The following is an 11767-nucleotide window of genomic DNA, read 5'->3' as shown; positions in this document are numbered from 1 at the left end:
GATTGAGAAAACGAGCGGAAACAAGTCTTATTTTAATCGTGATAGCAATAATAGTCGATTATACACAAATAGCGACGTATCGGTTTTAAAACGGGTGGTAGCGCTAAAAGTACGCCCTGATTTTTCCCTTGAAAAGTCAATTAAACAAGCATTATCAGAAAACGACGTATCGGACGTATCAGATACCGATATCCGTTTTGAGAGCGACACATCTAACGATATGCAACCGATTCAAGATGATAAAATCAAAAAATACGAGTCACTTATTAATCAACTAATTGAAAGTAACCTAAAATTGTCAGATCAATTAGAAGTTGCTATTGTAAAGTTAGAAAATCACGATAAAAAATTACTGGAACTAGAACAAAGTTCACCAGAGAAAGTAAGTATATTTAATCGTATATTCAAAAAAAAATAATTATATTAATTTAGTATGTTTTGCCAATTTTTAAACAAAGAACTCCCACCATAATAAAATGGTGGGAGTTCTTTGTTTAATGGTGATTATGTCAACAAAGTTTTAATTTACATTTAAAATATTAATTTTTTAAATTATTTCTTCTTCTTACTCTTAAAAGTTCAATTAAAGTAAGTGCTATAGCTGTATATAATCCTCCGCCGATAAAACTTTTATTTACTATATATTCTATTGAGATACCAATAAAACTAGTAAATACCATTATTAGTATGACATAAACATATGGGTGTTTCTCTGTAAATTCTTTATACTTTTTAAACATAAAATCACCTCTAACCTATATAGCTACTTTATAGCTACTTCGTTTTGTATTTAGTTGCAACATGTTTTCCTGCTGCATTATACCCTTTGCTCATATAAAATTCTACCCAGCCATTCCCGCTTGTATCCCATTTTTTTGCAACTGCAGTTCCTGGAGCATTTCCTAATTTAGTCCATTGGGCTGAATTCAGTAATCCTGTTACAGCAAGTACAGGTAATCCAATTGTTCCAGCTACCCCAGCTATTCCAGTGTAAAAAGTAGTATTAATTGCGCCTGCTAAAACTCCTCTACTAACTGATATGCGAGTGTTCGTCCAAGCTCCCCATTTAGAAACACTAGTGCTTCCAGCAGCAGCTCTTGCTGTTTTAATATTTTCTTCGTAGATTATAACCACTGGACCATCTTCTTCATATTCAATTGTAAAATTTTGAGAATTAATAGTATCATCAGAATTTTCTCCACTATCAACTATTATAGGTTCGTCAGCTTGAATATCATTTTCTAAAATGCTTTCCTCTGTAACATTAACTTCTCTAATCTCATCTTCAGAAAAAACAGAAGCACTTACATATGTAGGTAAAGCATAACTCGCTAACATACTTCCTGCTAGTAAACTAAGTACAATTTTTTTCATTATAATTTTCCTCCTATTTTGTATAAAACTTTTTATTTTTCATCATTTAGAACTACAAAACTACAATTATTCACTATACCCTCCTTTTTCTTTTTATAACTTAATTATGTTTATATTCGGCTAAAATTAAAAGAACGCTATTAGTTACATAGTAGCAACCATTAGGTGCTAAAAGGCAACTAATAGATTATAGTCAATGATCCTTACTTTCGGTATGATAGAATAAAGAAGAGCAGAAGGAGGAATAATTATGGCCTTAGGAGAACGATTGAAGGCAAGTAGAGTTAATAAGGGCTATTCGCAAGGAGATGTGGCCGATTATTTACATATTTCAAGACAGTCCATTTCAAAATGGGAAAATGGCAATAGTTACCCTGATTTAGATAATCTAGTAAAGCTAAGTACCTATTACGAAGTTTCGATTGACGAATTACTAAAAGAAAATCAGGAACTTAAAAGAAAGATTGAAGAAAATGAAGTCAAAATAGAAGAAAATGTTCAAAAATTAGATTTTATTCGTGGAAATACAGATAAAGACGAAGGTTTAATCCTGTTAATTCTTGCTTTTATAGGAAGTTTAATCCCCCCAATTGGTTTAATTCTAGCCCCTATTATTATTAAGAGAAACAAAAAAACAAACACACTCTATAAGTTTGTTTATCTAGCGTGTGTTTGTTGTATTATAATGAATGCTTATGCTCTCTACTTTACGATAGGTAATTATTTAGGTTGGGGGACCACTACCGTAGAATTAGTTGATTAATTCAATAGGTTACAATAATTTTATTATTTTGAAGTGTTGCACGAACATTCACCGGGCTGTTCAGTTTTAGCATAATCATATTTATGTAGTAAGTAGCTTGTTTAGAATTATCCACTTTTAAACTTGAATTACGAACACTTCCTATGTAATTGTTTATAGAAGGTGAGTGCGCCTTAGTAATAGAGTTTCCTTTTATATCTATTTTATAGCTTACTTTCCATTGCAGAGCTCGTTCTTTTGTGACTTTATAGGTATTATTTTTGATACTCTTGCCATAATAGAAAATTGAGGTTCTTCTTCAATGGTAATAGTGTAGGTCTCATCAGGGGAATCTCCAACTTCAAATTCTTGTAGTCCACCTTGATCTATATCGTAACTTACACTGTTCACGGGGGTAGTTAAAAGTTCTTCAGCTTGTACCTTTGTTGTACTGTTAAGAGTAAAAATAGTGAAAAAACTTAGAGCAAAAATGATTTTTTTCAAGTGAATTCCTCCAATTTTTATAATACCGGTAGTGATAAACTGATATGTATATCCTTTATTTGGGATAGTTAGCTCTTTTGTTTAATTAGTTTTTCTTCTGAAGCTGAAAATTTCGATTAAAGTAAAAAGGTTATTATTCCAATAATTGCAAAAATTAACATCGTTATTATTAGTGTAGTTAGGATTATTTTCAATTTTTTTTGTTGCATTAAATCACCTTTCTATTTCTATTTTTTTAGTCAACTAGATCTGATTTTCTCAGTAAATAATAACCAATAATAATTAGAGCGTATCCCAAGCTGATTTTTTTGTTTAATACAGTAACAATAGCTAAACAAAAAATAAGAAGAGACAAAAATTGATAGCAGCTTCTTTTAGTTATTTTTTTCATTATGATATCTCCCATAACCATTCTCCTAACCTAGTAGTTCATAATTAAATTATCTATCTTATCTTATGAAACGAAAAGAACGCAATGGTTTACATGGTAGCAACCAATGGTTGCTACCATGTAAACCATTGCGTTATAGTCATACTTCCTTACTTTCATTATGATAGATATAAGTAATAAGCAAGGAGGAATAACATTGTTATTGGGAAAAAAACTAAAAAGTAGTAGAGTTAAAAAAAAATATTCACAAAATGATGTAGCAGAACAGTTACATATTTCAAGGCAATCTATTTCCAAATGGGAAAATGACATCAGCTATCCTGAATTAGATAACCTGGTTAAATTAAGTACCTATTATCAAGTTTCAATTGACCATTTATTAAAAGAGAAGCCCTAAAAAAATAGATCTAATTCGATTGAAAAAAAATTAATTATTCATTAAGAGGTAGCTATAATAACTGAATTTATTTATACTTAAAAGAGAAAATTAACCAGAAGGAATGATTATTATGATAGGAACACTTGGAGATTCTCAGGCTAATTATAAAGCGATTATTCAGTCAGAAAAATTAAGTAATTGTAGAAAGAACGACTTACTTAGAAATGTTCTAACGGACATTGAGATTGTCTTTTTTGGAACACATGATAAGGAACAAGATCTCATCCAACAACAAGAAGAAGCTAAACAGCTTTATAATGACATTAGTATGAATTTTCTTGCTTGTTAAGATTAAAAAAAGTCGACAGTGAACCTAATCTGTCGGCTTTTTCTAGTTTAAAAGTACTAAAAACCTAGTCTGAAATTCAATAACGTCTCGCTGATTTCATCTTCATTGATTCCAATATAGCGCTTGGTAATTTTCTCGCTGCTATGACCGAATATTTCCATCAGTGTAGCTACGTCTTTGGTTTTCTTGTAATAGTGGTAACCAAACGTCTTACGTAGCGTGTGCGTCCCAATATCGTCTCTTCCTAACAGCTTAGCGACCTTTTGAAACATCTGATAGACCGTATTCACTTCCACATGGCCACCTTTGGTGCTCGGAAACAAATAATCCTCTGGTGCTAAGTCTTTCGTGTATTCTAAAATCAAGTCCTGCAGACTACTCAAATACAAAATACGCGTTTTCCCTGTTTTTTTCTCTACAATACGAGGGTTTTTGGAAGAAATCAGGTCTTGTTTCTTCAATTTTACAATATCCGACATGCGTAAACCGCTATTAATCCCGATCAAAAACAGAAAAACATCCCGATCCGCGTTTTTATTTCTTCTCAAACAGAATAAAAAGTCGTTTATTTCTTGTTGCGTTCTTAATGGTTGGACGTTGTAACTCATTTAAAAGCCCTCTCCTCTCACAAAAGTGATACATGATTTTGTTTAGTATACCATATAATCGTGTGTTGAAGGACGAACTAAAAAAAGAACCCTATTGGAATAGGATTCCGGATACACGATTTTATCCAATTTCATGTATTTAATATTTATAAAAAGCATTAGATAACTTAAAGGAACGATTGGCTATATAATTTAATTGATCTTTCCATATTGACTAAACAAAATAAGGTCACTATAACTACTGTGACCTTATAAATTAATTTAATTAGGAATAATTGAATTTATCTATTTTTGTACACTGTTAATATCCATATCTAATATTGGATATGGAAGTCAATTCTTTTAGTTTTTTAGATTGATAGTCTGATAGAGTAACTCCATCATTTCTGATTGCTTTAGAAATATCTAAGTTCATACGACTTAAAATCATAGGAATAGAAGCGCCCTTTTGTTCTAATTCTTCAAAATAATTCTCTAATACATTTTGTAGCGACTCGTTTTCTAAGTTTGTTTTTAAATCATCTAATAGATCAGTAATAATATTTGCTGCTTGTTTTGCTCGTTCATTTCCTCCGGAATACCATTTTGTTTTGCCCATAAAATATCGCTCCTTAATTATAGTCACACGTGAGTTTAGTTGCTATTGTACTTTCTTTATAGTCTATTGAAGTTAAACTATTTTTGCTAATATAGCGCAATTGTCGACACCTTAAATGGTAAGCATACTCTATTATAGTTCTGTATTAATTGTCCCTTCAATAAACTTATTTATTGATAATAAACAATTTAGAACTACTCTTTTTTTTAGTCTAGCTATTTATACATAACTTAAGTAGATTAAAAGTCATCTAATGACTCGTCAAAATGACTATTTTCAGTCAGATTATTATAAAATGCTGCATATGTACAATATACATATGGTTTTAACCATAGAAATCCGATTCCTAGAGATAGAATGCTTAAAATGCCCCAGCCAATAAAGCTTAACTGTAATACAAAGTATTCCCACTTATGGCCATCCATCATTTTTCTACTTTCTGTTATGCAATCGAGAGCAGATACTTTTCCATTTTCAGTTAGTATTTTTTGATCTTTATAAATGAAATAGGCTTGAGAATAAGATATTGTTTTTATAATTCCTGGTACGATAAAAAGAAATGCCCATAATAAGGTAAAAAATCCGGTGAAAATATAAATTAAAAACGTACCTAAAAAGTATTTTTTAGTGAATATTTGAAAAGCTTGTTTAACTGGTTCAATACGCATAGTTGGGTTTCTTAACCAATCTAAAAAAGTATATGAAATACCAACAGCAATAAACGTAGATAAGGCTCCAAAGATGGTAGACCAAAAGTCTTCAGTATATGATGACTCATACCTGTTAATATTAGTCCCTATATCAGAAAATAAACCGATTATTTGCTGAATAAAGGAATAGGATAATAAAGTAATCGCTACCCCTATTATTGTTAAAATTATTGGTATAGCACTTAATAAAATGGCTTCTTTCCATCTGCCACGTAATACCTCTTTCACCTCCGCTTTTAATTCTTTTCGACTCTTATATCTTTCCAAAAAACCATTCCTCTCGCTACTTGTTTTTACCTATCTGTTTAGATTGAAATAATAGTAGGTATAAAATATTATTTCGAAGAAAATAAGTTATCTATTATGTGTACCATTCAAGAATAACCTTTCTAACCCCCTTCTAATCGACACCTTATTATCTACCAAATAGTCCTAATTTAATAGAACTTATTGGTTTCCATAGTAGCAACCAGTGGTTGCTACTGCTATTTTAGTTATTATTTCTTTCTATAAGAAAAATAATGATTGTAAAAAAGTAACCCTGTATTAACAAGGTTCTAGATACATATTTCTATGTAAAATAATGTATTTTAGACCATAAGTACACAGGATACTTGTGTACTTATGGTCTATATTTATCAATACAAATTTTTATCTAATTTCATATATTAATTATTGCTGTACAGAAGATTGTAGCGGTTCTGTTAAAAATTCTTGTGATTCTTCGACATAAATACGGTGCCAAACCATAAAAGTTAAAGCTGTCCATATTTTACGCGAATAATCTATCTTACCTATGCGATGATTAATTAAGAGGTCTTCAATATAACCTTTATTTAATAAATGCTCTGTTTGAGATTCCCGTATAATCGTCAATGCCCAATCATACATTTCATCTTTTAACCAATGACGGATTGGAACTGGAAAACCTAATTTTTTACGGTAAATAACATTTTCTGGAACAATGCCTTCTACGGCTTTTCTTAAAATATATTTAGTCGTTCCATGAGCTAGCCTTAAATGTGCTGGTATTTCTTTAGCAATATTAAATACTTCTTTATCTAAAAATGGTGTTCTCAACTCTAAAGAATGAGCCATTGTAGTTCTATCTGCATTTAAAAGTAGATCTCCATTTAGCCAAGTATTAATATCAATTAATTGCATGCGATCCACTGGATTACGCCCTACTGTTTGCTGATAAAATGAATCAGTCACATTTTTGAACGGGTAGTTAGCATTATAATTGGTTAACAATTTTTTCTTTTCAAGCTCTTCAAAAATCTTTGCATTTCCAACGTACCGATGTTCTAAAGGAACGGTTCCTCTAAGAAGAAAACTCTTCCCTTTTACTCCATCAGGCATCAGCTGAGCTAACTGATGGATAGCTTGGTTGGTATACTTACCAGTAAGATTAAACATTCTCAACGCATGTGGTTCATTATAAATACCATACCCTCCAAATAATTCATCAGCTCCTTCACCAGATAACGCAACTTTTACATGCTTTCGAGCTAATGCTGACAAAAAGAATTGCGGCATTGCTGCAGGGTCAGCTAAAGGATCGTCCATATGCCAAACAAAACGTGGAAATTCAGCCATGAATTCTTCTACAGTAATCGTATGACTAAAGTTTTCTACTTTTAACTCTTCTGCCGTCTCTTCAGCTAAATTAATTTCATTGTATCCGTCTCTTTCAAATCCAACGGATAATGTCTTAAGCTTAGGATTAAACTCGCGTGCCATTGCTACAATGATTGACGAATCAATTCCTCCTGATAAGAAGGAACCAACTGTAACGTCTGACCTCATATGTTTTTCAACGGAATCCCATAAGCTTGTTCGAATTTCTTTTGTAAAAAAATCTTCTGATTTGTTAATGGGTGAAAAATCAGCCTGCCAATATCTCGTAATTTTTACTGTCTCATTTAATTTCTTTGTCATAAAATGACCAGGAAGTAGTTCCTTAATTGATTGGTGCATCGTTTCTGATCCTGGAACATATTGAAAAGTTAAATAATTTTGTAAAGCAATTTGATCTAATTGTCGGTCTTGAACCACTTTTAGAATAGCTTTCTTTTCAGAAGCCACATATAGGCCTTGTTCTTCTACTGCATAATAAAAAGGTTTAATCCCAAAATGATCACGAGCTCCAAAGAATGTTTTTTCTACTTTGTCCCAAATCACAAATGCAAACATTCCTCTTAATTTATCCACTACTTCTTCTTTATAGGCTGAATAAGCTGCAATGATAACTTCGGTATCACTATCCGTTTTAAATAAATACCCTTGACCACTTAGTTTTTTTCTTAACTCTATATAATTATAAATTTCCCCATTAAAAATAATCCAATACCGTTCATTTTCATAAGATAATGGTTGGTGCCCTTTTTCAATATCGATAATACTTAATCTTCTAAAACCTAAAGCAATCGTATTATCTTTATAATACCCCTCTTCATCTGGTCCTCTATGTACAATCATTTTATTCATCTCATTAATATTGTTCTCTATTGTTTTTTGTATTGCATTTTCCACATTGGAAATATACCCAACAAATCCGCACATATCAATTCTCCTCTTTTTGGGTTCCTTTTTATTGATTAGTTCTTCTAGTTAAAATTTTTTAAAGACTTTTAAACTAGCGACATTTTCGAATTTATGTATTTTTATTTTGATTAGTGAAAAATAGATTTTAATTAAGCACTATTAAAAGTCTAGTATTTTTAAATTCCACAATTGAGAGTACAGCTATTATCTTCGAATAGCAATCACTTTAAGCGATTGCAGATTGATATTTTAAGTCCTAATTTTTTGTTAAAGAACCAAAAATTAGGCATTTGTCTCATCTTTAAACCACCAACAGATAATCAGATAGAAATTATTGAGATTGTTACCATTGGTAAAAGAGAAGAAAAAAAGTATTTTTAACCGCTAAAAAAAGTATCTCTGAAATTGAAATAAAAAATCTTTTACAGATCTAATTTTAAGAGAGTCGCTCGCTTGTTTTTAGCAGCTACCTATTTTCTTCAATATATTATTTTATAGAATCTCATGTATTCATAACATGAAATTGGATGTCTAACTCTTAAACACAAGTTTAAATCATTACTATCCTCCTTAACTTAATAACTATATTCTCTCAATTTCCGCTTAAAAAGTAACGCACCTATTCGTTTACAATTAGCAACTATTGGTTTACATACACTAAAAATCAAATAAAAAAGTACTTCAGTTATAAATTTTTAAATGAAACTGTAGTTTTATCAATCCTGAATAATTCATACTTTTAATTAAAACCATGTGAAACTGCCTCACGGCAGCTTACAATTACTTTTTCATCTTCACCCGTTAAGTGATGAAAAAAGAACCCCTTTCTGCTATGGTTAAAGTGACTAAACCAACCAAAAGAAAGGAGTTCTTCTAATGACTAGCTTACACAAAAACCAAGTAAAATTCAATTCAAATATCACTATTTCTCATACAGGTGGTCAATTATCGAGTGATTCGGGTCTCGTCCTAGTGAAAGAGCTGATGAACACCTTCGGTTTTTCTGAACTGGCTAAGCAACACATTCACATTGAAGACGAACGAGCATATTTTACTCATGACAACTTATCCATACTTGAGCAGTTCATTATGCAATTAATTGCTGGTTACTCAGCTGATTCTGCAGCTAATCTCCTGAGACAAGATCCTGTGTTTAAAGCTGTTTTAGATAGGAAAGAACTCGCTTCTCAATCTTCACTTTCTCGATTTTTAGATCGACTATCTGAGGAGAATATCCATGAACTTCAAGCTTTGAACCAAGAACTTATTGATAAAGCACGCCTCATCCGTAATGATACGGAATTAATCATTGATTTAGATTCGACCCATTCAGATACATTTGGTCACCAAGAACAAACGGATTATAATACCCACTACCAAACCTATGGTTATCATCCATTGGTAGCTTTTGACGGATTGACTGGTGACTTCTTAAAAGCTGAACTACGTTCAGGAAATCAATATACATCAAAAGGCGTAAAGGAGTTTCTCACACCTTTATTAGAGCACTATAATCACTCTCTACCAAACACTGACATCTTGGTTCGTGGAGACAGCGGGTTCGCTACACCTGGTGTGTATGATTCGTGTGAATCAAAAAAGAGTCATTATGTTATTCGACTGAAGAATAATCGTAGACTAGGTCAAATAGCTGAGAAATCAGTACTTTATGGCGATAATCAAAAGTGGGAAGAACGAGAAGTTCAGTACTTCTCCACCACTTATCAAGCACAAACCTGGTCACAAAGTCGTCGCGTGTGTATACGCTCAACACGTGAAGCGGGCGAACTACTCTTTCGACATGAGTTTATCGTGACGAATCTATCAGAAAATGTTTCTCCTGATACCATCTTTTCTCTCTATGCCAAACGTGGCACAATGGAGAACTTCATTAAAGAAGCGAAAGCTGGCTTTTACTTTGACAAGACAGACAGTCCTCGCTTTTTGGAGAATCATGTCCGAATGATGCTCAGCTTGATAGCTTACAACTTAGTCAACTTCTTAAGAACGATTGGCTTTGAAGAAGTCCAAAAGGGAATGACCATTCATTCTATTCGATTGAAGTTTCTGAAAGTTGCTGGGAAATTAGTCCAAACGGGTAGACGAGTCTATCTCAAATTATCTAGTTATCATGTGTATCAGAATGAATTCTACAGGGTCTTTGCTCGCCTGAGGCGAGCCAGTCAATGGATCTAATCCAACAATCTAACGATTTTTTTACTGGGAAGTTATCCAGGGAGAAGTATGCTCAAAATGCCTTACACCCAAAATTTATTCCTCAATATTTTTGAACAGTGAATGTTTGAAGTAACTTTTTAGTCAAAATCAGTTGATAGGGATATTAGTGATACATATTTCAATAAAATGTACCAAAGAATTAAAGCTATGAATTATTCAGGTCAATACACGTTTTTAAACAATTTTATGTATTCTCATAAAATCAATAGTACCTAGTATTCGATTTCCTAAATAAGATTGTTTACACATTATCACTTATAAGTTATAATAAAAGTATGAAAAAATATAATTTCGATGTCTATGAAAAAGAAAACGGTGAAGCTCCCTTTTTGGAGTATTTAGATAGTTTAGATGTAAAATCTAGAGCTAAAGTATTAAGAGCAATAACTATTGTGGAAGATTTTGGAGTCCATTCTCCACCAGGATATATCGATCACTTAGATGATGGCATTTACGAACTTCGAGTAAAATTCTCAAGCAACATTTTTAGGTGTTTATATTTTCATTTTAGTCATAATAAATATATTATCACACATGGTTTCACGAAAAAAACACAAAAAACTCCTTCAAGAGAAATTACTAAATCCAAAGAGTATCGTAAAGACTATCTAGAAAGAAAGGGTGAAAATGATGGAAAATAAACTAAAAAGTTACTTCGACACCCAAATGGAAACACCAGAGTTTGCTGAAGCGTGGAAAGAAACTGAAGCTAGCTATCAAGCTGCAAACATTCTTTTAAGAATTAGAGAAGAAAAACATCTAACTCAATCTGAATTAGCTACTCTAACTGGAAAAAAACAATCTTATATTTCTCGAGTAGAAAAAGGGTCACAAAACATTAGTGTACAAACATTAAGTGACATCGTGGAATCTGTAGGCGGAAAACTAAAAATGGAAGTAGTCGTTTAACTTTGTCACGATTCCTAAAATAACACCTACAAAAAGTTTAATCTGATATGTAATTAAATAAGACTAGTAGTAGATAAACACAATAAAAAGGGTCATAAAACTCACATATGTTTTATGTGAGTTTTGTGACCCTTTCCTTTTCGATACACGATTATATGTAAAATAGTGTATCCTGAAATGAAGGTGAGTTTGTCACAATAAGAATTGAGTAAAACTCAAATAAAGGAGTAAAAAATGATAAATAAAGATCGTTTATTTTCTGTAGTTTTACTGAAAGAGTCTACTCTCCTTGAACAAAAAAATATGGATAATACAAAAATATTTGAGGAAAGTATAATATTACTCGAAACAGAAGAAGAATTTTTTGAAAAATAATTCTCAAGAATATTTAATTAAATACTTTAATGAAAAAATACCA

17 protein-coding genes are annotated in these 11767 nt (G+C 31.7%); 8 read left to right on the top strand and 9 right to left on the bottom strand.

What is annotated here, in order from left to right:
• Positions 1-418, top strand: a 418-nt coding sequence (locus BP18_RS12725; RefSeq protein ID WP_035050564.1) for a hypothetical protein, incomplete at its 5' end; no start/stop codon positions are given.
• A 121-nt stretch (positions 419-539) separates the two neighbouring features.
• Here the strand turns inward: BP18_RS12725 and BP18_RS07570 are convergent.
• Positions 540-740 carry a hypothetical protein gene (locus BP18_RS07570; protein WP_007725661.1) on the bottom strand — a complete coding sequence of 67 codons (201 nt, stop codon included), beginning with the start codon at positions 738-740 and terminating at the stop codon, positions 540-542.
• Positions 741-774: 34 nt separating this feature from the next.
• On the bottom strand, positions 775-1374 hold the full coding sequence (locus BP18_RS07565) for a hypothetical protein (RefSeq protein ID WP_029276986.1): 600 nt from the start codon (positions 1372-1374) through the stop codon (positions 775-777).
• Positions 1375-1624: 250 nt separating this feature from the next.
• On the opposite strand from BP18_RS07565, the gene BP18_RS07560 reads away from it, so the two are divergent.
• Positions 1625-2137 carry a helix-turn-helix domain-containing protein gene (locus tag BP18_RS07560; RefSeq protein ID WP_007725663.1) on the top strand — a complete coding sequence of 171 codons (513 nt, stop codon included), beginning with the start codon at positions 1625-1627 and terminating at the stop codon, positions 2135-2137.
• Position 2138: 1 nt separating this feature from the next.
• On the opposite strand, the gene BP18_RS12835 is transcribed toward BP18_RS07560, so the two are convergent.
• The 3 genes from BP18_RS12835 to BP18_RS12720 form a co-directional block, all read right to left on the bottom strand.
• Positions 2139-2363, bottom strand: coding sequence for a DUF5626 family protein (locus BP18_RS12835; RefSeq protein ID WP_231549453.1), 225 nt, complete (start codon positions 2361-2363; stop codon positions 2139-2141).
• A complete protein-coding gene (locus BP18_RS12830; RefSeq protein ID WP_231549452.1) occupies positions 2348-2620 on the bottom strand; it encodes a hypothetical protein in 273 nt (90 codons plus the stop codon). The genes BP18_RS12835 and BP18_RS12830 overlap by 16 nt, the downstream gene beginning before the upstream one ends.
• Positions 2621-2855: 235 nt before the next feature.
• Positions 2856-3011 (bottom strand): hypothetical protein, encoded by a 156-nt coding sequence (locus BP18_RS12720; RefSeq protein WP_197050073.1) that lies wholly within the window; start codon positions 3009-3011, stop codon positions 2856-2858.
• A 196-nt stretch (positions 3012-3207) separates the two neighbouring features.
• On the opposite strand from BP18_RS12720, the gene BP18_RS07550 reads away from it, so the two are divergent.
• Positions 3208-3408 carry a helix-turn-helix domain-containing protein gene (locus tag BP18_RS07550; protein WP_007725638.1) on the top strand — a complete coding sequence of 67 codons (201 nt, stop codon included), beginning with the start codon at positions 3208-3210 and terminating at the stop codon, positions 3406-3408.
• A gap of 112 nt (positions 3409-3520) precedes the next feature.
• Positions 3521-3739 carry a hypothetical protein gene (locus tag BP18_RS07545; RefSeq protein ID WP_007725640.1) on the top strand — a complete coding sequence of 73 codons (219 nt, stop codon included), beginning with the start codon at positions 3521-3523 and terminating at the stop codon, positions 3737-3739.
• Positions 3740-3795: 56 nt separating this feature from the next.
• On the opposite strand, the gene BP18_RS07540 is transcribed toward BP18_RS07545, so the two are convergent.
• The 4 genes from BP18_RS07540 to asnB form a co-directional block, all read right to left on the bottom strand.
• Positions 3796-4347 carry a tyrosine-type recombinase/integrase gene (locus BP18_RS07540; RefSeq protein ID WP_007725642.1) on the bottom strand — a complete coding sequence of 184 codons (552 nt, stop codon included), beginning with the start codon at positions 4345-4347 and terminating at the stop codon, positions 3796-3798.
• A gap of 301 nt (positions 4348-4648) precedes the next feature.
• The gene (locus tag BP18_RS07535; RefSeq protein ID WP_029278285.1) at positions 4649-4945 is read right to left on the bottom strand and encodes a bacteriocin immunity protein; all 297 of its coding nucleotides are present in this window, start codon (positions 4943-4945) and stop codon (positions 4649-4651) included.
• Between the two features lie 239 nt (positions 4946-5184).
• Positions 5185-5922: a DUF975 family protein gene (locus tag BP18_RS07530; protein ID WP_029278286.1), complete on the bottom strand. Its 738-nt coding sequence runs from the start codon at positions 5920-5922 to the stop codon at positions 5185-5187.
• Between the two features lie 405 nt (positions 5923-6327).
• Positions 6328-8220, bottom strand: coding sequence for an asparagine synthase (glutamine-hydrolyzing) (gene asnB / locus BP18_RS07525; RefSeq protein WP_035050558.1), 1893 nt, complete (start codon positions 8218-8220; stop codon positions 6328-6330).
• An 858-nt stretch (positions 8221-9078) separates the two neighbouring features.
• On the opposite strand from asnB, the gene BP18_RS07520 reads away from it, so the two are divergent.
• The 4 genes from BP18_RS07520 (at position 9079) to BP18_RS12600 (ending at position 11724) form a co-directional block, all read left to right on the top strand.
• Complete coding sequence (locus tag BP18_RS07520) at positions 9079-10398, top strand: IS1380-like element IS1678 family transposase (RefSeq protein ID WP_029277017.1); 1320 nt, start codon at positions 9079-9081, stop codon at positions 10396-10398.
• Between the two features lie 317 nt (positions 10399-10715).
• Complete coding sequence (locus BP18_RS07515) at positions 10716-11081, top strand: type II toxin-antitoxin system RelE/ParE family toxin (RefSeq protein WP_029277014.1); 366 nt, start codon at positions 10716-10718, stop codon at positions 11079-11081.
• Positions 11068-11349, top strand: coding sequence for a helix-turn-helix domain-containing protein (locus BP18_RS07510; RefSeq protein ID WP_231549406.1), 282 nt, complete (start codon positions 11068-11070; stop codon positions 11347-11349). The genes BP18_RS07515 and BP18_RS07510 overlap by 14 nt, the downstream gene beginning before the upstream one ends.
• A 234-nt stretch (positions 11350-11583) precedes the next feature.
• A complete protein-coding gene (locus BP18_RS12600) occupies positions 11584-11724 on the top strand; it encodes a hypothetical protein (protein WP_156097224.1) in 141 nt (46 codons plus the stop codon).
• Positions 11725-11767 lie beyond the last annotated feature (43 nt).

It is taken from the genome of Carnobacterium jeotgali MS3 (assembly GCF_000745125.1).
GTDB classification, from domain to species: Bacteria; Bacillota; Bacilli; order Lactobacillales; family Carnobacteriaceae; genus Carnobacterium_B; species Carnobacterium_B jeotgali.
Note: the sequence above shows the minus strand (reverse complement) of the source record. Positions and strands in the feature narration are given on the sequence as shown.